The sequence below is a fragment of the Sediminitomix flava genome (assembly GCF_003149185.1).
Classification (GTDB): domain Bacteria; phylum Bacteroidota; class Bacteroidia; order Cytophagales; family Flammeovirgaceae; genus Sediminitomix; species Sediminitomix flava.
The window spans coordinates 1,190,070-1,213,449 of record NZ_QGDO01000001.1 but is presented as its reverse complement, the minus strand read 5'-3'; the positions used below and the strand labels follow the sequence as shown (position 1 = coordinate 1,213,449).

At 37.6% G+C, this 23,380-nt stretch carries 16 protein-coding genes; 13 read left to right on the top strand and 3 right to left on the bottom strand.

Annotated features, from left to right (window positions below):
• Window positions 1-30 precede the first annotated feature (30 nt).
• The 9 genes from BC781_RS04735 to BC781_RS04695 all read left to right on the top strand — a co-directional run bounded on the left by BC781_RS04735 (window position 31) and on the right by BC781_RS04695 (window position 10,648).
• Complete coding sequence (locus tag BC781_RS04735) at window positions 31-1,230, top strand: AGE family epimerase/isomerase (protein ID WP_109616073.1); 1,200 nt, start codon at window positions 31-33, stop codon at window positions 1,228-1,230.
• A 10-nt stretch (window positions 1,231-1,240) separates the two neighbouring features.
• Window positions 1,241-2,599: a glycoside hydrolase 5 family protein gene (locus BC781_RS04730; RefSeq protein ID WP_109616072.1), complete on the top strand. Its 1,359-nt coding sequence runs from the start codon at window positions 1,241-1,243 to the stop codon at window positions 2,597-2,599.
• Between the two features lie 262 nt (window positions 2,600-2,861).
• Complete coding sequence (locus BC781_RS04725; protein ID WP_109616071.1) at window positions 2,862-4,358, top strand: T9SS type A sorting domain-containing protein; 1,497 nt, start codon at window positions 2,862-2,864, stop codon at window positions 4,356-4,358.
• 363 nt (window positions 4,359-4,721) lie between these two features.
• Entirely contained in the window at window positions 4,722-5,303 is a 582-nt protein-coding gene (locus BC781_RS04720; protein WP_109616070.1) for a TetR/AcrR family transcriptional regulator, read from the top strand.
• 78 nt (window positions 5,304-5,381) lie between these two features.
• Window positions 5,382-6,125, top strand: coding sequence for an outer membrane lipoprotein-sorting protein (locus BC781_RS04715; protein WP_109616069.1), 744 nt, complete (start codon window positions 5,382-5,384; stop codon window positions 6,123-6,125).
• 6 nt (window positions 6,126-6,131) lie between these two features.
• Window positions 6,132-7,370, top strand: coding sequence for an ABC transporter permease (locus tag BC781_RS04710; RefSeq protein WP_109616068.1), 1,239 nt, complete (start codon window positions 6,132-6,134; stop codon window positions 7,368-7,370).
• A 4-nt stretch (window positions 7,371-7,374) separates the two neighbouring features.
• The gene (locus tag BC781_RS04705; RefSeq protein WP_109616067.1) at window positions 7,375-8,598 is read left to right on the top strand and encodes an ABC transporter permease; all 1,224 of its coding nucleotides are present in this window, start codon (window positions 7,375-7,377) and stop codon (window positions 8,596-8,598) included.
• A gap of 28 nt (window positions 8,599-8,626) precedes the next feature.
• Window positions 8,627-9,328, top strand: a complete 702-nt coding sequence (locus tag BC781_RS04700) for an ABC transporter ATP-binding protein (RefSeq protein WP_109616066.1) — start codon at window positions 8,627-8,629, stop codon at window positions 9,326-9,328.
• A gap of 75 nt (window positions 9,329-9,403) precedes the next feature.
• Window positions 9,404-10,648 carry a hypothetical protein gene (locus BC781_RS04695; protein WP_109616065.1) on the top strand — a complete coding sequence of 415 codons (1,245 nt, stop codon included), beginning with the start codon at window positions 9,404-9,406 and terminating at the stop codon, window positions 10,646-10,648.
• A gap of 12 nt (window positions 10,649-10,660) precedes the next feature.
• On the opposite strand, the gene BC781_RS04690 is transcribed toward BC781_RS04695, so the two are convergent.
• The 3 genes from BC781_RS04690 to BC781_RS04680 form a co-directional block, all read right to left on the bottom strand.
• On the bottom strand, window positions 10,661-11,557 hold the full coding sequence (locus BC781_RS04690) for an endonuclease/exonuclease/phosphatase family protein (protein WP_109616064.1): 897 nt from the start codon (window positions 11,555-11,557) through the stop codon (window positions 10,661-10,663).
• Between the two features lie 118 nt (window positions 11,558-11,675).
• Entirely contained in the window at window positions 11,676-12,221 is a 546-nt protein-coding gene (locus tag BC781_RS04685) for a dihydrofolate reductase family protein (protein ID WP_245935577.1), read from the bottom strand.
• 42 nt (window positions 12,222-12,263) lie between these two features.
• Window positions 12,264-13,037 (bottom strand): helix-turn-helix domain-containing protein, encoded by a 774-nt coding sequence (locus BC781_RS04680; protein ID WP_146201621.1) that lies wholly within the window; start codon window positions 13,035-13,037, stop codon window positions 12,264-12,266.
• Window positions 13,038-13,184: 147 nt separating this feature from the next.
• Between BC781_RS04680 and BC781_RS04675 the strand changes: the two genes are divergently transcribed.
• The 4 genes from BC781_RS04675 to BC781_RS04660 all read left to right on the top strand — a co-directional run bounded on the left by BC781_RS04675 (window position 13,185) and on the right by BC781_RS04660 (window position 23,180).
• Entirely contained in the window at window positions 13,185-14,759 is a 1,575-nt protein-coding gene (locus tag BC781_RS04675) for a M20/M25/M40 family metallo-hydrolase (RefSeq protein WP_109616061.1), read from the top strand.
• Between the two features lie 365 nt (window positions 14,760-15,124).
• A complete protein-coding gene (locus tag BC781_RS04670; RefSeq protein ID WP_109616060.1) occupies window positions 15,125-15,817 on the top strand; it encodes an OB-fold-containig protein in 693 nt (230 codons plus the stop codon).
• Between the two features lie 70 nt (window positions 15,818-15,887).
• Window positions 15,888-18,077, top strand: coding sequence for a flotillin family protein (locus BC781_RS04665; RefSeq protein WP_109616059.1), 2,190 nt, complete (start codon window positions 15,888-15,890; stop codon window positions 18,075-18,077).
• A gap of 192 nt (window positions 18,078-18,269) precedes the next feature.
• A complete protein-coding gene (locus BC781_RS04660; RefSeq protein ID WP_109616058.1) occupies window positions 18,270-23,180 on the top strand; it encodes a DNA repair ATPase in 4,911 nt (1,636 codons plus the stop codon).
• The last annotated feature ends 200 nt before the right edge of the window (window positions 23,181-23,380 follow it).

Sequence of the window (23,380 nt, the reverse complement as noted above, 5' to 3'; positions counted from 1 at the left end):
CGCATAAGCCGTTTTTAAACTTTAAGTAGCATGGAAAACTTCATCAACGAATTAGATCAAGAGTTCAGAGAAAACATCCTTCAATATTGGATTGATCATACACAAGATTTTGAGCGAGGTGGTTTTTACGGACAAATTCTACATGATAATACTATTGTGAAAGATGCTCCGAAAGGCTCCGTATTAAATGCTCGTATTTTGTGGACATTCTCAGTTGCTTATCAGCATTACCAAAAAGCAGAATATTTGGAAATGGCTAGAAGAGCCTATGAATACATCCAAAAGTTCTTTATTGATAAAGAATTTGGAGGCGTGTATTGGATGCTTGATGCTGATGGTAAAGCAATCGAAACCAAAAAGCAGATCTATGCGATTGGCTTTACGATTTATGCTATGGCTGAATATTATAAAGCGACCAAAGATCAAGAAGCCCTTGATACCGCGATGAAGCTTTTCCTAGATATTGAAGAACATAGTTTCGACAAATATTATAATGGTTACTTTGAGGCTTGCACAAGAGAGTGGGATATCTTGGAAGATTTGCGTCTGAGTGAAAAAGATGCCAACGAAAAGAAAACAATGAATACGCACCTCCATATTTTGGAGGCTTATACAGCACTGTACCGAGTGCATCAAGATGGTTTACTCAAAGCACAATTAAGGAATCTGATTATTGTTTTCTTAGAAAAAATCATTGACAACAGAACTGCAAACTTTAACCTATTCATGGAAGAAGATTGGACCATTAAGTCTAATGAAGTCTCTTTCGGACATGACATTGAAGGTTCTTGGCTTTTGGAAGAAGCTGCCGCAATTCTTGGAGATGGAATGTTACTTGAAAGAGTACAAGAAGTTTGCTTAAGAATGGTGGATGTGACCTTAAAACATGGTATCGCAGACGATGGCTCTATCTTAAATGAGGCTGCAAATGGTCATATTGACGATGAAAGACATTGGTGGCCACAAGCAGAAGCAATGGTCGGTTTTGTCAATGCATTCCAACTAACAAACAAGACTTCTTATCTGGACGCAGCAAAAAAGAATTGGGAATATATTAAAGCCAATTTGATTAACCAAAGTGGCGAATGGTATTGGAGAGTAGATAAAAATGGTGTACCAAACTTAGAAGACGATAAAGTAGGGCCATGGAAATGTCCTTATCATAATGGAAGAGCTTGTTTGGAGATTATCCACCGTTTGAAAACGATGATTTCTGTTGAAGCTGTTTAATTTTTTAACCATGAAAAAACAATCTATCAATATTTTACTAGGCATACTCATCCTTCTTTTAGGAGTATCCTGTAGTAGTCACAAACACTTTGTTTCTGTATCGGGAACACAGTTTGTTCATAAGAAAAAGCCCTACTATTTCATTGGAGCCAATTATTGGTACGGAATGAATTTGGGAATGAAGGGAGAAAAAGGCGATCGAGCAAGATTGACCCGAGAGCTAGACCATATGCAAGAACTCGGAATCACAAACTTGCGAATCTTAGCTTCGAGTGATGGTCCGCTTTCAGCACCTTGGCGAGTTCAACCTACTTTACAACCCGAAGCAGGAGTAATAAATGAAGAAGTAGCCGAAGGTCTTGATTTCCTCTTGTCTGAAATGGCAAAAAGAGATATGAAAGCGGTGATGGTACTCAATAACTTTTGGACTTGGTCTGGAGGAATGACGCAATATTTGGAATGGGCAGGAGAACCCGAAGCGCCATATCCTTTCGATGGTTCAAACTCTTGGGATGCCTACATCAAATACACACAGTCATTTTATCAGAATGAAAAAGCAATGCAGCTTTTTGAAGATTTCTTGACGAAAATAATCAACCGTGAAAATAGCATTACTAAAAGAAGTTATAAAGAAGACGGAACAATTATGGCTTGGCAACTTTCAAATGAGCCAAGAGGATATGAATCTCGTGCAGATTACTTAAAGTGGATTGAGCGTACAGCTTCTTTTATCAAAGTTCAAGATCAAAAGCACTTAGTTTGTTTAGGTACTGAAGGAAATACACCGGGTACAAATGCAGGCATCAATGTATATGAAGATAATTTTTCCGAACATATTGATTATATGACCATGCATATTTGGGTACAGAATTGGTCTTGGTTTAACCCTACCAATGCAGAAGAAACTTATCCGACTGCCTTCAAAAATGTAGAAGCTTACATCAAAGATCATGTTGCCTCAGCGCAAAAACTAGGTAAACCAATCGTCTTGGAAGAATTCGGAATTGGTAGAGATGAGAACAACCATGATCCGAAAGCAACGACGGTGTGGAAGGATAAATATTATAAAGCTCTTTTTGAGAAAGTCATTGAGAATGCGGAGCAAGGAACATCATTAGTCGGAGCAAATTTTTGGGCTTTTGCTGGAGAAGGCAGACCAAAACACATTCACGATTTTTGGGAAGAAGGAGATGACTACATCGGAGATCCTCCACATGAAAGACAAGGATGGTATTCGGTGTATGATCAAGATACTACAACACTAAATATCATCAGTGAATCAGCTCAAAAAATTCAACGATTGAATGATAAAAAATACTTGAAAGAAAAGTCTGATAATGAAGTCATAGATTCTCCAAAAGAAATCTAAATACTGATTTCAGTATTCTTGAAAATGGAAAGCGAATGTTCGATTGAGCATTCGTTTTTTGTATTTCAGAAGTATTGGAAAACAAAATTCAATTTCAAATTAGTATTGGCTTTCCGTTTAAAAATATAAGCTCTCAATAGGTGTGTTATTTACATTTGTAAATAGTAAGGTACCCCAAGAACCGTTCTTGAATACAACTCAGACGTGAGTAGCGTATTTAAAAACAGATTAAACTTATCACTTTTTACAAAAGTAAAACACAATGAAAAAAATAGTACTGCTTACGCTAGGCATATGTACTTTGTTACTCAATACAACCTTAGCACAAAGAATCACAGTAAATGGAAATGAATTTCGGGTGAATAACCGAAAGATTTTCTTAAATGGAATTAATAGCCCTTGGCAAAATGACCCTTATTACAGAATTGATTTCTTGGACACCGATCATTTCAGTTTGAGCTTTTGGCAAGATGAATTTCTGAAGATGCAGAACAACAAGGTAAACTGTGTTCGCATTTGGGTACATGGAAGAGGAAATAACACTCCCCAATATGATAATAATGGTTATGTACTCAGTCCTTCATCCCGATTTTATAGTCATTTGGATGCTGTACTCAATGAGGCTCAAAAGCGAAATATCTACGTGATCTTAACGATGTGGTCGTTTGACATGGTTTTGAAAGCAGGAAATGGACAGCCCGGAAGTACAAAATATACTTTGCATCGAAATGTGATCAGAGATACCAACAAATTAACGAGTTATGTTGATAACTTTTTAGGTCCTGTTGTCGCACGTTATAAAAATAATCCTTACGTATTAGGCTATGATATCATCAATGAGCCAGAGCATATGTGGGAGAATCAAAATAACCTTGTAGACGGGACAATCAACCGAAATAATACCATCCGATTTATCGCGAGATGTGCGGCAAAAATTCATACCGCTTCAAACTATAAAAATCTCACCACAGTTGGCTCAAAATGGATTATCTATAATAGTAGCCGATATAACAATTATGGTGTAAATCATGACGGAGACAATTATACAGGTAGTGCCCTAAAAGCTCAATACAATCATGGAGGAGCGTATTTAGATTTTTACTCAATGCACTGGTATCAGTGGCAAAGTACGGGCGCACCTTTTGGGGAACAAGCAAGTGCTTTGTATCCGAATGTAAATAAGCCAATTGTAATTGGAGAATTTCCGGGAACAGATTTACCAAACAATACTTGTGGTTGTACTTGTACGAGTCCTGGAGGAGCCTGTGATTTTAATGTAAAACTTAAAGATGTTTACAACAAGGTAAAGACAAATGGTTTTGCTGGTATCACAGCTTGGAGGAATGGCACTGAAGATGATGGTTTTGGGAAATCTGCTAAGATTTATGAAGCAACTCGATCTTTTGCCAATAACTTTCCGAATTTGGTTTATCCTTCTCTTTCTGCCTCCAATTCAAGAAACCAACTATTTATAGACGAAAGAGGAACTGATCTAACTGTAGAAAATTATGTAGTCTATCCAAATCCTTCAGATGATGGCTACTTTAATATTGAAATGAATCTCAAAGTAGAAACAGCTATCAGTATTCAAGTTTTTGATGGTCTGGGTAAATTGGTTTTTGAGAATTCTTATGATGAAGTCTCAGCAGGAATTCACCACTTTGATTTCGATCTGGCAGAAGCTAATGTCTCAAAAGGGATTTATTATCTGAAATTAATCACAGATAATGGGCATGAAATAATGAAGATTGTGTTTTAATAGTAGGGCGTGTGAATACACTGGAATTAAAACTCCAGTGTATTTAAAAGGAATAAGTACTAGGCATAAGAAAACGGGAAATACTATCCTTAGAATTTGTGAAGCTATCTAAGGTTTGATTGATGAGAGTTAGAGTCTTCAGACTCGACATTTTAGCAGATTTTTCGAGTCTGAAGACTCTGGTTTCCATTTATGAGTTCTTAGAGTAACTCTAAGAACAGTTAAGTTTTATCTCGAAAAAATATATCCTAGTACTTAAAATCTTACATCTCAAAAGTTTTTTCAGCCTTTTTATATTTAAATGCTTGACATTTTCCTTGAAAAAAAAGATATTCGACCAATCGTTCAGTCAAAAATGATTTTATGCCAAAAACGAAAGAGCAATTTGAAGAGATAAGGGAGCAAAGTAGGAAGCTCATTCTAGATACCGCAGCTAGCCTATTTGCAGAGAAGGGATATTTGAATACTTCAATTAGCACCATTGCCAAAGAAGCAGGGATAGCAAAAGGCTCTTTGTATCATTATTTCAAAAGTAAAGAAGAATTATTAAACGAACTTTTGATTTATGCAATTGGCAAAGAAAAGGAAATTTTTGACAAAGTAGAACCTATGGGTTTACCTGCTTTCGAACGTTTAGAACAGCTTTGTAAAGAGTTTTCTGAGGTTGTGATGGAAAATACACGAGAGTGGCGCATCTATTTCAATTTCTCTTTGCAAGCCGATGCGTCTTTCTTCAAAGAAGAACATGTAGTAGCACATTTGGGCAGAGTTCAGATGACTTTCTACCAAATCTTTGAAGAATTGGGAGTTGAAGATCCTTTATTGGAAACCAGTAGTTTTGTAGCGCAGATGTTTGGTGCTTTTGCCATGTTTCTGTATTCTCCTAATGAGGAATTTCAATTACAAAGAGTATTGATGCATTATATAAATCGATACAGGACCTAGAAATTTTTGCACAGTATTTTGCTGTGTTTTTTTTGAAATTATTTATGACCAACCGTTCAACCAAAAGATGTGAATGCAATGAAAAGAATCCTTATAAGCCTATTGTTTAGTGTGTTTTGCTTTCAAGCATATGCACAAGATGTTGAAGAAATAGTAAAGAAATCGGATGAGAAAAACCGAGGTAAGACTAGCCGTTCTATCATGACCATGAAAATTATCAGACCTACTTGGACTAGGGAAATGACCATGAAAAGTTGGTCTTTGGGAGAAGAATTTTTCTTGATGTATGTAGAAGCGCCAGCCAAAGACAAAGGAACTACTTCTTTGAAACGCAATAACGAAATGTGGAACTGGATTCCTTCTATTGAAAAAACAGTAAAAATAAGTGCTTCAATGATGGGGCAGTCTTGGATGGGTTCTGATTTTACGAATGATGATTTACTAAAGCAGTCTTCAATTGTTCATGATTATCACAAGAAGATTCTTGGAGAAGAGGAAATAGATGGAAAAACATGTTGGAAAATAGAGCTGATCCCGACTGAAGATGCTACGGTGGTTTGGGGAAAAGTAATTCTTTGGGTTAGTAAAGATTTGTATAACCAACGGAAAGCAGAATATTATGACGAAGATGAGTATTTGGTGAATACAATGACATCTTTTGATATAAAGAAAATGGATGATCGAGAAATTCCTTGTAAGCTAGTGATGCAACCTGCCGATGAACCCGAGAACAGAACAGAGATTTATACCCGAACGGCACAATACAATGTACCTATGAAAGAAAGTTTCTTTTCTCAACAGAACATGAAAAAAATTAGATAAGCGACCATGAGTTTAATTGCAAAAATGGCTTGGCGGAATGTATGGAGAAACCGTCGTCGAACAATTATCAGTGTAGCCTCAATTTGTATGGCCGTGATTCTGTCTGTATTTATGCGAAGTCTTCAAAAAGGCGGGCAATACAATATGGCAAAAGTCACGATTGAACAAATGGGACATATTCAGCTTCACAAAGAAGGATACTGGAAAGATAAATCGATCAATGAGTTGATGCCTCAAAGTGAAGAACAAGAAAAGAAGCTGAAGGCATATCAAGAAGTTCGGCAAATCATTCCTCGGCTGGACGCTTTTGCCCTTTCGGTTTCCGAGAAAACGACACAAGCTTCCTTCGTCACAGGAATTGAACCAGAAAAAGAACGAAACTTCACAGAATTAGATGAAAGAATTGTCGAAGGAAAGTTTCTAGACTCGAATAGTCAAGGTGTAATGATTGCTCAAGGTTTGGCCGACTATCTTCAGATGGGAATAGGTGATACACTTGTACTTTGGGGAAGTGGTTATCATGCACAACAGGCGGCAGGGAAATATCCAATTGAAGGAATTCTTAAACTGAGCAATCCCGAACTGAACAGAATGGCAGTTTATTTACCCCTAGAGCAAGCACAAGAATTATTTTCTGCCTATGGTTTAGTCTCTGCATATTTGTTGGATTTGGATGTGAAACCACAAGGCTTAAAGGTTTCAAAAGACCTTTTGACTTTTCAAGAGCATCTGAAATCGAGCTTCGGAGCGGATGTTGAAGTGATGAATTGGGCAGAACTAGCTCCCGATATGGTACAAAGTTTAGAGTTTGATGATATAGGTGGAATTGTCATGGTCGGGATTCTGTATATCATTATTGCTTTCGGAATTTATGGAACACTGATGATGATGACCATGGAAAGAGGAAAAGAATTTGGTGTTTTGGTTGGTGTCGGAATGTCAAAATGGAAACTGGCAGAACTAGTGACTATAGAGTCTTTGATCTTAGCTGTTCTTGGTTTAGGTATTTCGTTAGCTGTAAGTATTCCATTGGTTCATCATTTCTTTGTGAATCCAATCGAATTGACTGGAGAAGCTGCAAAGCAAATGGAGTTGATGGGAATGGATCCTTTAATTCCAACAATCTTAGACTTTGGTGTCGTTCTGATTCAAGTCATCATTATTTTCACGATTGTGATGCTTTCTCTTTCTTACCCTTTCTATAAAATTGTTCAACTACGTGTGGCGGAAGCCCTAAAAGGATAAAATTATGTTAGCAGTATTATCATGGAGAAATGTTTGGCGAAACAAAACACGTAGTAGTGTCATCATTACAGCGGTAGCCGTTGGTATAACCTTAACCGCACTCGGTATAGCCTTTATTGAAGGGATGATGCAACAGTCAATTCTGAATGGCATCAAAAACAGTTCTGCACATATTCAGATTCATCAGAAGACTTTTTTACAGTCGAAAGAAATCAAATATCAGATAAAAGATGCGGATCCGTTGATCGAAAAACTCAAACAGCAAGAAGAAGTTGTTGCTATATCTGAGAGAGTGATTTCAACAGGAGTAGCAGCTTCAGCACACAATAGTTTAGGTGTACAAATCAATGGCGTGAATACAGAAACAGAACGAAATTTTTCTGGAATAGCTGAAAATATTATTGATGGAGACTACTTCGATACAAAAATGCGAAGAAGGCAAAAGCCAGTAGTGATTAGTAAAAGATTGGCCGATAAATTAAAGCTGAAAATTCGCTCAAAGTTAATTCTGACCATGCAAGATAAAGACAACGAACTTGTCGGGATGCAATTCAAAGTAGTCGGGATTTTTCAAACGGCATCTCAAGCGTTTGATGAAGGAAATGTTTTTGTCAGACAACATGATTTGGAAGAATTACTTAAAGTGGATGGCATTCATGAAATAGCGATCATGCTGAAAGACATGAAGCAAGTTCCTGCCATGAAAGCTAAAATTGAGCATTTTGTTTCTTCTGATGATTTGGTAGAAACATGGAAAGAAGCACAGCCCGAACTAGCCGTTTTTGCAGAATCTATGGGTTTCACCAACGCAATCATTATTATGATTTTTATGATGGGCGTTACTTTCGGAATTATGAACACCATGCTCATGGCCGTTTTCGAACGAACAAGGGAAATAGGAACGCTCATGGCTGTGGGAATGAAGAAGATCAGAATCGTAAAAATGGTGATTTTAGAAACGCTTTTTCTTACAGGAATTGGCGGACTGATTGGTCTTGGTTTAGGACTATTGAGTACAAGCTATTTCCATTATACAGGAATAGACCTCAGTATTTTTGGTGAAGGAATGGCAAGTTTTGGTTTTGATACGATTGTAAGGCCGTCTTTAAGTCCAGAAACTATTTTTGGAATTACGCTAGCCATTATCGCTACAGCATTGATTTCGGCTATTTATCCAGCAATTAAAGCAATAAAACTAAAGCCTGTAGAAGCTATCCGAACACACTAATTCATTTACCATTCAAAACAGAACAACCATGAGTATCATAAAAATAAATCAACTCAATAAAATATATAATCCAGATACCATTCCTGTAAAAGCAGTCAATGAAGTAAGCATTGAATTCAAGCAAGGTGAATTTACTGCAATTGTAGGGCCTTCAGGTTCGGGTAAAACAACAATGCTGAATCTGATCGGAGGTTTGGACAATCCGACAAGTGGACAAATTTTAATTGATGGAAAAGATATATCTAAGTTGTCTGCTTCCGAATTGATAGCTTTCCGAAGAGATCATATTGGTTTTGTTTTTCAAGATTATAGCTTACTTCCTGTACTCACAGCCAAAGAGAATGTAGAGTTCATCATGCAACTTCAAGGGCGTAGTAAAAAAGAATGTGAAGAACGTGCGACAAGCCTTCTTGCATCGGTTGGTTTAGCAGATCAACTACATAAAAGACCAACCAAACTTTCTGGAGGGCAGCAGCAAAGAGTAGCAGTAGCAAGAGCTTTGGCCTCAAAACCAAAGTTTGTATTAGCCGATGAACCGACAGCCAATCTAGATTCAAAATCTACAGCCGACCTTTTAGATATTATGGAAAGACTCAATCAAGGTGAGCATACTACCTTTATTTTTTCTACACATGATCAGCGTGTGATTGACAAGGCGCATCGAGTAATTGTATTTGAAGATGGGCAGATTAAAGATGATATTAGAAGAGAAGTGAGTTCTGAAAAATAGAATGACACTCCCCTTTTCCCCCTTCTTGGAGTGGATTAAGGGGGGAGTTCAAGCATCATATTTTATACCTAACAAATGACTAAAAAACTATACCTAATCTTCATCGGGCTAAGCATTCTAAATATCACTTCTGTCTTTGCACAAGAAGATGATTATGCAGATATGTACAGCTTCGATGAACCAAAGAAACTTCAATTCGGGGGCTATTTGAAATACCTTCAGACGGTTAATATTTCTGATTTGAGTAATACGCCTTTGCCATCGGGGGCTATGCTTGAAGATGGGCAGTGGCTAACAGACAACTTGATTCATAACCGCATGAATCTGGAATGGACGATTTCAAATCAATTGACTTTTACTGCAAGTGCTCGAAATCGAATGTTTTATGGGGAAACAATCAATGCTTTTACCCCCGATTTGTATGAGCGATTGTACATTCCCGACCAAGGGTTGATCAATATGTCATGGACATGGGGAAAAGGTGATTCTTATCTTATCAATACAACACTTGACCGATTGTATTTGAATTGGGAAAATGGAAGTACGCAAGTTCGAGTAGGTAGACAGCGTATCAATTGGGGAATAGCGAGTGCGTGGAATCCCAATGATATTTTTAATGCTTATGCTTATTTTGATTTCGATTATGAAGAAAGAGCAGGAACAGATGCGGTTTTAATCCGTCAATATTTAGGCGAAACGTCTTCCATAGAATTTGCCTCTTCTATTTCCGATGACTTTGATGAGATAACCATGGCAGGGCTTTTCCGATTCAATAAATGGGAATACGATTTTCAAGCTTTGGCAGGGAAATCATTTACTGACTTAGTAGTTGGTGCGGGTTGGTCTGGTGAGATTAAAGGGGCAAGTTTTAAAGGTGAAATGACTTATTTTCATCCTTATAAAGGAGATGAAACGCCAACTTTTATAGCGGTTCTTTCAGCGGATTATACATTCCCCAATACCTTAAATTTGATGGCAGAGAGTATCTTTAATACCAATCCAATTGATATCTCTGGTTTGGAAGGATTGAATGGTGGGTTCTTGATCGCTCCAGTTACAGCCAAAACCTTAACATATACTCATTACTCCCAATTGTTGGGTGCTTCCATGCAAGTCACACCCTTGTTTACTTCGGGAGTCAGTGGATTGATAAATTCTGATGGTTCGTGGTACATTGGGCCACAAGAAACAATTTCTTTAACCGATAATTTAGAATTACTGCTTACCGCTCAATTATTTGGAGGCCCCGAAGGTTCTGTTTTTGCTCCAAGTGGAGAATTTGGAGGATTAGTGTTTTGGCGTCTGAAATGGAGTTATTGATGTTTGTTGGGGTTAGCGGTCTGAATCAATCCAGAAAAAACGAATTAGAATGGGGAAGTGGTCACTGATTTTTTGTTTGGCTTGTTGTTTTGAAAGTTCATTATCCAAATCATTCCATCGGATAACTCTAGCTTTTGAAGCCAATGCTTTTCCTAATTCAGAAGTGAGTACTGCAAAATCTAAACGGTCGCCGTCTTTTTTGTAGAGATGACTGTTTTCTGTAAGATAATTTATACTTCCGAGTCGTAATCGACCTTTAGATTCGAGTTCTTTCAAACAGTCCCATTCTCTTTTCTCGTAACTCGCATTCCAATCGCCAATAATCAATACGTCTTCGTCTTTAGCTTCATTCAGAGCCCATTCAGATAAGCGTTCGGCTGCCATTTTACGTTGGTGAACACCTTTTGATTTGCCTCGTTGCGACTTTAAATGGATACCCACAAGCTCAAAGTTAATCGCATCTTTTCTTTTCAATCGAGCTTTGAAGTAGCCTTTGAGAGGTAATCTTGGGAAAACAGCAATACCATTTTCAGTAGTTAGATTTTCGTCTTTGAAAAGTTCTTCCGTAGGTGTGAGCAGACTGATTTTATTGATATTGTACATCAGGGCTAGTCTAAGGTTTTCACCCGAATCGCCGTATTCAACTTGATAATGCCCAATTTCAGCTTTTGAAAGAAGTTCGATAACAGGATCTAAAGCAACAGGATTAACTTCTTGAAAGACAAAAATATCAGCTTGTATTTCTTGAATAATAGAGGCGACAAGTCCGATGCGTTCTGCATCAAATTTTGTAAAATCTCTGATATTCCAAGAAACGACATCAAGGTATGAGGAACTCCCAGTCAATTCTTCGGGTACATATGGTCCCATCAAAAAATCTTTCCGATCATAGTTAATTTTACCGTGCATGTTACATAATAACACTTCTCTGTTCAAAAAATGTCATCAATAGAAAAGTAAGAAAGACTAAAGTATCAATCATTGGACTGAATATTCTAGTCTTTCTCTAATGGTAAAAGTGTATGATTTAATCTCTTTTTCTCTTGTAATGATCTTGAGTAATCTGTCCCAAAAGCACTTTTGAATCGACGTGTTCAAAAGCTAAAGTCTGTGGCAGTTCTCCAAATAATGACGCTCCTCCTCCAAGTAAAACAGGAATGGTAGAAATAATCAGATCATCAATCAAATCTTCTTTTAGAAAACTCTGTATTGTTTTCCCTCCATCGATATAAAGCTTAGAATGTCCTTTAGAATGAATATGTGCTAAAACTTCAGAAACACTTCCTTTTACGAGTTCTGCCTTAGCTTTATAAGCTTCTGGAATTTCTTGCAAAGAATTACTAATCACAAATACAGGACATGGATAAGGCCATTCTCCTCCAAAGCCACAAACAACTTCAAAAGTATTTCGCCCCATTACAAGCGCATCTATTTGCGAAATGAAATCCATAAATCCCATATCTGAATTATCTGGATTCGGAATTGTGTGTAACCAATCTAATCCGCCGTCTTTATCAGCGATATAACCATCCAAACTTTTGGCGATATACACCACATTTCTCTTTTCCATCATCTTTTACTTTTTAGTGCTTTCACAAAAGTAGAAAAGTAAAAATTATAAAAATTGTACAGAATTTACCTTCTGATTTTTGAGAAAGTCTTTAGGAGTATAGCCACTAAATTGTTTAAAAAGTTTGATGAAATGAGACTGATCGTAAAAGCCTGCATCTAGCCCTACCTCAATAAGTTTTGAAGATTGAGAATTTTCCAACAGTTGAATGGCATGATTGACTCTTTTTAGCTTCAGATAATTGGTAGGAGTAAGTAAATAATGCTTTTTAAACTTCTGAATAAAACTTTTTTGAGAAAGAGAAATACTTGAGTTGAAGGTGGCTAAACTTCCTTTTTCTATAAAATGATTTGAAAAATAGTTCTCGAAGTGATTCAGGACGGGGTCAATGCTTTCGTCTTTAAACAACAACATAATATGCTGTTCAATGACTTGAAAGTCTACAAATTCTTTCTCAAAAAATTCGTACTGAAGCTTATCAGATAGTTCATCCAATTCGTTTGTCCCAAGTTTATGTGCAAGAATACCGTAACAATAAGGTTTTAGAATTAGACCAACACTATTGTATTTGCCTGTTACTTTGGTTTGGAAAGGTTGTGTTTTCAGCCCAGAAAGAATAAGATGTTCATTTGCTGTTTTCAAGTTATCTACATGTTGCCCCTCAACTTCAAATTGATCACCATAATTGAAAATCAATTCTGTAAATAATGGTGCATAGTGCTTTGACTGAACTTCAAAAGAAGTTGCGTTAGCATACCAAATGGTATCTACAAATTGATTTAGGGGAAAACTCGGCGAATATGAAGTTTGCTTTATCAACAGAGAAGTAAGGCTTAGTGTGAAGACAAATATAGGCTTTATCAATAAAACTCTATCGAATGTTTTGGGGTGAAAAAGCTTAGTGTTTATTAACGACAGATTAGGAGATGCTTGCAATTGAATTGGCGATTTTTGTCAAAACAACCAATGCAATCGATTACAATGAAAACTATTTACAAACTTCTCTTCATTTTCACTTGCTTCACAATTACCAACGCACATGCACAAACACCTAAAGAAAAAGGACTTGCAGCAATTGATGAAGCCACAATTAATTCTACACTCACTCACCTTGCATCTGACTGGATGGAAGGGCGAGAAGCTGGAAGACCAGGAGCCTACAGAGCTGCCGAATATATTGCAAGTCTTTTTGAATTTATGGGTTTAGAACCCGCTGGCGATATCATAAACGGAAAGCCAACCTTTTTCCAATCTTTTGATGTGTTGGAGTACAAGGCTGCTAAAAAACAATCCTTATCCATCACCTCTGCAGGACAAGAATATAGTTTTGCTTACCATACCGATTTTGAAGTAAAAGCAGCTCCAACAAGCATTAAAGGTAAAGGAGATTTGGTTTTTGTAGGCTATGGTTTAGCCGTTGATTCATTGAACTATGATGACTTTGCTAAACAATCTGTCAAAGGAAAAATTTGGGTTCGTTTGAAAGGAGCGCCTACGAAAGGTGAATTAGGAAAATCATTTAAAGAATTGCCAGCAAAGCAACTTCATCTGTTAAAATCAAAATTAGCTGAAGAAATGGGAGCTTTGGCTGTTATAGAGATTGATCCGAATTCTGCACTGCCTAAACAATCTTCAAACTTTCCATTCAGAGATAACAGAAAATACTACGAAGGTGATGAGCCTCTTTCCTCTTTCTATGAGACCCAACTTTACAGCCCGATCAATAAAGTCAGCAAAATTGCACCTGTATTTATGGGTGGTGCGTATTTGATGGCTTCGCTTTTAGATCAAAAAGATTTGGAGACTTATCATAATGCACTGCAATCTGGAAAAGCTTCACAAATTACGTTGAAAGCCGAGAAAGCAGCTTTTAAAGCAAATTCTGAAGTAGAACGTAAACGAGTTCGAAATGTATTGGCTAAAATTACAGGTGAGGAAGAACCTGATTCTGTTGTAATGGTAGGTGCACACTATGATCATTTAGGAAAACGAGATGGTTATGTTTGGAATGGCGCAGATGATAATGCTTCTGGTGTGGCTGCTATTCTAGGAATTGCGAAAGCTGCAAAAGCAACAGGTGTAAAACCGAAGAAAACCATTCTTTTTGCTTCTTGGACAGCCGAAGAGAAAGGTTTACACGGTTCTAAACATTTTCTGAGAACTTATGAGCAAAAAGAAAATATCAATGTTTATCTCAATTTTGACATGATTGGAAGACGAGGTGACTGGCATAGTAAAGACAACCAAGTAAGCTTTATTTATACAGCCGAAATGGCTTCTATTTGGGATAAGAATGAGAGAAATATAGCTGATTTCAACATTAATTTAGAGATGTTTGACGGTAAAACTAAAATGGGTGAAGCAGGAGGTTCAGATAATGTAAACTTTGATAAGGAAGGAATCCCGTATTTCTGGTATCACACTGGCGGACATGAAGACTATCACCAAGTTTCAGATCATTCAGATAAAATAATGATGGATAAAGCTGCTGAAATCACAAAGTTGAGCTACCTTAATATTTGGGATTTGGCTAATGAATAAATCTTAAAATAGATAAACAAAAATAGGCTTACAATCATCTTGTAAGCCTATTCTTTTTTATAAACGTTCGGAAATTTCTTTCAACTTTTGATTCATCGATTCAAAACCTTTTTTAGTATCGGTTTCTAACTGTTTTTTGAAAAATGGGACGAGAACTCTTTTGAGTTTTTCTAATTCATTGATATAAGCAAAAATTTGAATGCTTTAATTCTTCAAGATATAATATTAAGGATTTGAAGAATGATATCTGAGCACTTAATTTTATATCAATTGAGAATTTATTTAATTGCTTTTCCAACTTTTAATATTTTTTATCGTATATAATTTTTGTGATTTTTTAAGAAATTAAAACCAACAACTACACTATGGAATTTCTGATCGAAGCACTACAACCAATTAATTTACCGTACACTATTTTAGTGGCTTTTTCACTTCTTTATTGGATGCTGACTTTTCTCGGTATTTTCGATATCGATGCATTTGACGTTGATATGGATGCTGATGTAGAGGCAGATGTTGATATGGAAGGTGGTGTAAGTGGTGTGGAGATTGAAGCCGAGGCAGAGCTTGAAGTTGAGGTGAAAGCAGAAGCTCAAACCACTGCATCTGCTCCAAGTGCATTTGTTCAGATATTGCAATTTTTCCATATCGGGCAAGTGCCACTTATGGCTATTCTGACCTTTCTTTTTGCCTTTATGTGGGTAGGTTCTGTGTTAGGGAATCACTATTTGGAGAATACGTCATGGACTGTTGCAGCTTTACTTTTTGTGCCTGTATTTTTGATTGGTCTGACCTTTACAAAAATTATCGTTTTTCCGTTGAGTAAATTTTTCAATCAACTAAAAATGGAAGAAGATACCAATGTGATCGGGAACAAATGTACGGTCATTCTGGAAGTTAGAGGCGATAAAAAAGGCCAGGTAGAAGTGCAAACAGGAAGTTATCATCAGAAAATTTATGCCGTTACGGGTGAAGGAAAAACCTTGAAAAAGGGCTCCGATGCTTTAGTCATTGATTATGACGAAAACAAAAAGGCCTTTATCGTTGAGCCGTATTAATCTTTGAATACCAATATCATTTTTTTATAAAATACATTCTTTAATAACCTTAGTCTAAAAATTATAACAAATGGAATTACAAGCTTCTTTGATGCTAGTAGGGATCATCTCTGCGGTATTATTAGGTTTAGTGTTAATTATCTTACAATTCTACAAAAAAGTACCTCAAGGAAAAGCCTTAGTACGTACAGGTATGCAAGGTTTGAAAGTGAATTTCCAAGGTATTTTTGTAGTGCCTGTGGTCCATAAGGCTGAAATCATGGACATTTCATTGAAAACAATTGAAATTTCAAGAGAAGCAAAGCAAGGACTGATCTGCAAAGACAACCTAAGAGCAGATATCCGTGTAGCCTTTTTCGTTAGGGTAAATAACGATGTGAAAGATGTTGCGCAAGTAGCCCAAACTATTGGTTGTGAGCGTGCTTCAGATCAAGGGTCTTTAATGACTCTTTTTGAAGCTAAATTCTCTGAAGCATTGAAAACAGTAGGTAAGAAATTCGATTTTGCTGATTTGTACAACGCTCGTGAAGAATTCAAGCGTGAAGTAATTGACGTAATCGGTACAGATTTGAATGGTTATATCTTGGATGACTGTGCGATTGATTACTTGGAGCAAACAGAAGTAGAGCACCTTGACCCAGATAATATCTTGGATTCTGAAGGTATCCGTAAGATTACGGATCTTACTTCTGCTCAAAAAATTCAAGCCAACCACATTCGTAATGAGGAGAAAAAGCTATTGACCAAACAAGATGTTGAAGCAAAAGAAGTTGTTTTGGCTTTGGAGCGTCAGCAAGCAGAGGCGGAAGAGAAGCAAAGAAGAGAAATTGCAATTGTCAGAGCACAAGAAGAGTCTTTGGCTGAAGTTACTCGTCAGGAAGAGCGTAAGAAATCGGAAGAAGCTCGCTTGAAAGTACAGGAAGAGCTTGAAGTAGTCGAGAAAAATAAAGACCGTCAGATTCTTGTTGCGGAGAAAAACAGAGAACGTACAGAAGTTCTTGAAAACGAGAGAATTGAGCGTGAGCGTCAGCTAGCTGAAAACGAAAGAGAAAGAGTAGTTGAGTTAGCTCGTATTGAAAAAGAGAAATCACTAGAAGAAGAAAGAAGAAATATTCAAGAAGTAATCCGTGAGCGTGTAGCAGTTCAAAAAGCGGTAGTTTCTGAAGAAGAAAAAATCAAAGATACGCAAGCATATGCTGAGGCTGAACGTCAGAAAGCAGTGGCAATCAAAGAGGCTGAGCAAAAAGCAGAATCAGGCTTGATTGGTCAGTTGAAGCAAGCGGAAGCAGATAAAGAGTCTGCGAAGTTGATTGCTGAAAAGCGTAGAATTGAGGCGCAAGCAGAATTCGAAACGGCTACACAAAGTGCTGAAGCGAAGAAAGTATTGGCAGATGCAACTTCTGCAGAGATTGCTGCAACAGGTATGGCGGAAGCGCAAGTACTGGAAGCAAAAGCAACAGCTACGAAAGCAGAAGGATTGGCGAAAGCAGAAGTTATTCTAGAAGAAGCGAAAGCAGAATCGGAAGCAGTAAAACTGAAAGCAGATTCTCAATCGGAAGCAAACAGAAAACTAGGTGAAGTAGATGCTGATCTTGAAATTAAGAAAGGAGAAGCAGTAGCTGAGGTTACAAAATCTCAGATGATTGCTGAGGCAGAAGGTATGGAAGCTAAATCTGTGGCTATCGAGAAGCAAGGAATGGCAGAGGCTGCGATCATGGAGAAGAAAGCATTGGTGGAAGCGCAACGTATCGAGGCAGAAGCAAATGCACTGAAAGCAATGGACGAAGAGTCAAGATCAATGGAGCGTTTCAAACTACAATTGAACGTAGACAAAGAGGTTGCTTTGGCAAATATCGATACACAAAAAGATATTGCAACTGCACAGGCTTCAGTAATGAGCGAAGGGCTTAAGCATTCGAATATCGATATCGTTGGTGGTGAGTCAATGTTCTTCGATAAGATGGTGAACTCTATTGCTAAAGGACGTTCGATTGAGAAATTCATCGATAACAGTGATACCGTAAAACAACTTTCTCAAGACTTGATGGGAACAGTAAACGGTAACGGAAGCAATGTGATTGAAAATATCAAATCAGTAATTGATCAGTTGGGAGTAAACCCAGAAGACTTGAAAAACTTGAGCGTTGCAGCAGCATTGAACAAGTTGTCTGACATGAGTACTGATGACAAATCAAAAGGCATCCTTTCAAATGCTATGAAAGTAGCAGAGAAAATGGGTGTGACTGATTTTGTTCTTTAATCAAAAGTAAAACCTGATTAGACTATTTGAAGAGTTAACGAAGTGATCTTCAAATTCATGAATAAAGCAAGAGTCTTCAGACTCAAAACGCAGAAATTTTTTTATAAAGCTTTATCTCGTGAATAGATTCTTAGATCGCTTCGCTAACTCTAAGAATAGTGATATATATTTTTCAATTCAAAAAATACGACAATGCTCGAAACAGGAACCTACGAAATCATTCGTAAAAGACTTCAGACTCAGGGCGAGGATCTTCGCACGAGGCTCGAGCAATTGAATGAGACCCGAAAGAAAGTTTTTGGAGCTATTGAAACCCAACTCTTAGCCACAGATCGTATCACGACAGAAAACAACTGTATTGCAAGAGATATGGTACCTGTGGGAGAGCATTTTATCTTCGGTTACAATGTACATTTGGGTTTGCGTACCGATATTCAGATTTCAGATGTATTCAGTACGTTCACTTTCCGAAAGGAAGATCATAGCTTTCATGCCAATGGGCAATCATTGGTAGCAGACAAGGCTTTCGAACAGCATTTCAAAGAATTATACAAATACTATAAGGATACTTACTTTTCGCAGTTTTTGGTGCAAGGACCAAATCTGTATATGATTTTCCGTGTGAGTCAGAATATCAAAGATATCAAGGCTTTCAAATGGGAAATTGTAGATGGTGGAGGACTGAAATATGTTCGAAACAATGCGGAAAGTGAGCTTAAACAAGCCGATCAGCACGAATTCTCTTGGAGTAGAGTAAGTCGTGAAGATCATAGAATGGGAAAACACCCACATGTTTCCATCAAAAACAGACTTTTTGTAGAAACTGTTGGAGGTGATCTGACCGTAAAAATTGAAGATAATACTGAAACAGGCGAAGGAATTTATGCAGAAGAGGTAGAAGTAGCCGATCAATCGTTGGATGATGGCGAAATCCTTTATGCAGATATGGGGAATTTGATTATTCTCAAAATTCGTCCGTATCAAGAGAAAAAATGGCGATACATTGTCTATAACGATAAGCTAAAAGAAGCACGTCGTATTGATGCGATTGCTGATGCCTGTGTACTTCTTCCTGAAGATCAAGGAATCATTTTCTCAAATGGATACTATCTTCAGACAGGAGATTACAAGGAGTTTGAAAGTGGCTTAGAACATCTTCATTTTGAGAAAAGAATTGTTTCTCCAAACGGGGAAGACACTATGTATGTATTCTATGAACCTGTTACTGGTGAATATATCTTGCTTTCATACAATGTCATTGAAAGAAGGGTTGAAACACCTGTGACTTGTCATGGTTATTCTTTCTTCAAAAATGGAGAATTGGTGTATTTCAAAACCGATGAAGAAGCCAAGAAAAATCACGGACTTCAGATTTGGAAAACACCTTACGTTCATCCTGATAATGCCGATGATGCCGCCCAAAAAGATAGCCGTCTTTTCAAAATAGGAAATAAGGAGATTGTACGTGCCATGTCCGATTGTAGAGCGATTATTTTGCTCACGCAAAAAGGAGATGCTTACAACGGTTTGTATTCCGATTTACTTCGTGATGCTTCTGTTACTTTGGACAACTATTATTGGTTGGCTGAAGAAGAAGCACTCAATTTGCAAGAACCACTACAAAGCATCAAGGATAGTGCAAATTCTGCGATTGAGGAATTTGAGAAGGTGACTCGTATGCGTAAACATGCTAAAGAGCGCATGGAGGAATCTTCTGAAAAAGCAACGGCATTACTCCGAACAATTGACAGAAGAGTACACGAAAGAGTAGATGAGTTTGTTGATGATCTGACCGAACTGCGAGCGATGCGTGGAGAATTGATTTCTCTCAAAGATATTCGTTATGTGGATGAGGAACAGATCGAAGCTTTCGAGACGCAAATTGCAGATTATGTAGAAAAACTCTCAAGGCGATGTGTGGAGTTTTTACTTCGTGACGATGCGCTTGCACCTTATGAAAATAGGGTGACAGATGCCATTCAAAAGTTAGAAGAAGCCACAAAAGTAGTAGATGTGGATGAAGTTGGAGAATTTCTCGATCAGACTTCCGCAGATTTGGAGTTGTTGATTGATGTGGTTTCTAACCTCAAAATTGACGATGCCACACACACTACACAGATTATTGATAACGTTTCAGATATTTTTGCGAAGCTAAATAATGTAAAAGCCAAGCAAAAAGCGAAACGAAAAGACCTTTTAGGCACTGAAGCGAAAGCGGAATTCCAAGCACAACTCAAGTTGATTTCTCAAGCGGTTTCCAATTATTTGGACGTGAGTGATACGCCCGAACGCTGTGAGGAATACTTGACCAAACTCATGGTTCAACTTGAAGAGCTTGAAGGGAAATTTGCAGACTTCGATGAGTTCTTGATCGAATTGGTTGAGAAACGAGACGAAGTGGCAAATGCTTTTGAAGGAAAAAAGACACAGCTTCAAGAAGCTCGTAATAAACGTGCGATGTCTTTGATGTCTGCTGCCGATCGTATTTTGAAAGGCGTAGACCGAAAGGCAAAAGGTTTTAAAGAGATCAATGATATCAATGCCTATTTCGCCTCAGATATGATGGTGGATAAGGTCAGAGATATTGTACAGCAGCTTTCCGATATTGAGGAATCGACCAAAGCAGATGACCTTGAAAGTAAGCTAAAAACAATCAAGGAGGATGCTGTCCGTCAACTCAGAGACCGTCAAGAGTTATTTGTGGGTGGTGACAATGTGATCAAATTTGGAAAGCATCAGTTTACCGTCAATACGCAAAGCTTAGAAGCAAGTATTGTCTTCAAGGACGATGCACTTTGGTATCATATGTCGGGTACAAATTTCTATGAGAAAATTGAAGACGAATCTTTAGAATCTTGTAGACCTGTATGGCATCAGTCTGTGGTTTCTGAAAACCATGAAGTGTACAGAGCAGAATACTTGGCGTATCAGTTTGTAGAAGAACTGAATGCAGGTAAACTGAATATCTCTGAAAATGCCTTTATGGATATGGAGACCAAAGAACGAAATGCCTTGTTGCAGGAGTTTATGAGTAGCCGATATCAAGAAGGTTATGTAAAAGGAGTGCACGATGTCGATGCAAGTCTGATCGCAGCTTCTTTGGTAGACATTCAGCACCGAGCAGCATTACTTCGTTACAGTGCCGATGACCGTACGTTAGCACAAATCTTCTGGAATAGTTTAGGTAGAGCAGAGCAAGATACATGGTCAAACCGTATCAAAGGTATGGGTTTGATTCTTCAAGTTTTCGATAAAACCGATGAGCATGAAGAATTACTTCGAGACTTGGAAAGCCTAATTCTTTCTTTTAACCAATCTTTCCATTTATTGAATGAAGCCAACAGTCGTCAGGCAGCCCGCTTCTTATTTGATCTAATTGAAGAAGGAAAAGAATTCCCTGTGTCTTTTGCAGCAGGGGAATTACAAAAGCAATTCCTTCGTCAGTTGGATGGAATAGGGAAAAGAAAAGCTTATACAGATACAACCAAAGCGATGCAAAAAGACCGCATTGCGGAGCAAATCGAATTGCAGAAGGCATGGTTGAAGGCATTTCTAAAATCTTTGTCAGAAGATGAACAAGCGAATTTCCAATCAGCTATTACAGAAACGGCTTATCTGCTGATTTCTAATGCTACGGTAAAATCAGTAGCGCAAGCTTCTACACGTTTTACATTAGAAGGAATGGCTGGAGATCACGCTTTGATTTCTGAAGGGAAATACCTGTTAGATTATCATGCGTTTATCTCGAAGTTGACCAAATATCAGCAAGTCACTGTTCAGCAGTTTGAAGAACTCAAAGAGCGAAAGAAATCTATTCTAGAAGCTTTCAAAAAGAAAGTAAAACTAGAATCCTTTAAGCCAAAAGTGATGGCTTCTTTCGTGAGAAACAAACTGATTGATGAGGTCTATCTTCCACTAATGGGAGATAATATGGCAAAACAAATCGGTGCGGCAGGGCAAGAAAAGCGTGTAGACCGTATGGGACTTTTGCTTCTTGTTTCTCCTCCGGGTTATGGTAAAACAACTTTGATGGAGTATGTGGCAAGCCGATTGGGATTGATTTTTATGAAAATAAATGGTCCAGCCATTGGGCATCAAGTGACGTCGGTAGATCCTGCGGAAGCCCCAAATGCAACAGCGAAGGAAGAGTTGGAAAAACTCAATCTTTCCTTTGAGATGGGAGACAATGTAATGATTTATCTAGACGATATTCAGCACTGTAATCCTGAGTTTTTGCAGAAATTCATTTCCCTTTGTGATGCCCAACGAAAAATTGAAGGGGTTTACAAAGGAGAAACGAAAACGTATGACTTCAGAGGAAAGAAAGTCTGTGTCGTAATGGCGGGTAACCCTTATACGGAAAGTGGCTCGAAATTCCAGATTCCAGATATGCTTGCCAACCGTGCAGATACTTATAACTTGGGTGAAATTATCGGTGATTCGAGTGAAGCCTTTGAGCTTTCGTATATCGAAAACTCTCTAACTTCAAATCCTGTCTTGTCGAAATTGACTTCAAGAAGTAAGAAAGATTTGTACACACTCATCAAGATTGCACGAACTGGAGATCGAGAAGGAGCGGAGTTTGAAAGCAATATTTCCAATGAAGAAATGAACGAAAGTCTTTCGGTGTTGGAGAAGATGATTCGCATTCAAGAAACCGTACTTCGAGTAAACCAAGAATACGTTCGTTCGGCAGCTCAAGAAGATGCTTATCGAACAGAGCCATCGTTCAAATTGCAAGGTTCTTACCGTAATATGAACAAGATGGTCGAGAAAGTTATGCCGATTATGAATGAGAAAGAATTGGAAGATTTAATCCTTTCACATTACGAAGGAGAATCTCAGACCTTGACCAAAGGAGCTGAATCCAATCTTTTAAAATTCAAATCCATGACAGATCGAATCTCTGAAACAGAAGCTGTTCGTTGGGATGAAATCTGTGATACATTTCGCAAGAATAATAAGCTGAAAGGCATTGGCGGAGGAGATCAACAAATGGCACAAGCCCTTCTTTATTTGGCTGAGTTTGCCGAAAACTTGGGCGGAATTAAGGAAGTCTTGAAGCAATTCTCAGAGCAATCGGATAATGAATTATTGAACTAATTATTCAGTATTGAAATAGATAAGGCAACACAGAAATGTGTTGCCTTTTTTAGATGTAGAGTTTATTTATGTGTCTAGGGTAATGTGATGGGTTGGGTGTAACAGTCTTTAAATCAGTTGAATATTTAATTTCAAATTTTGTATTTTAACAATTGTTTATTACGTTTATATTGTAACTTTTTGTGTGATTTTTTAATATA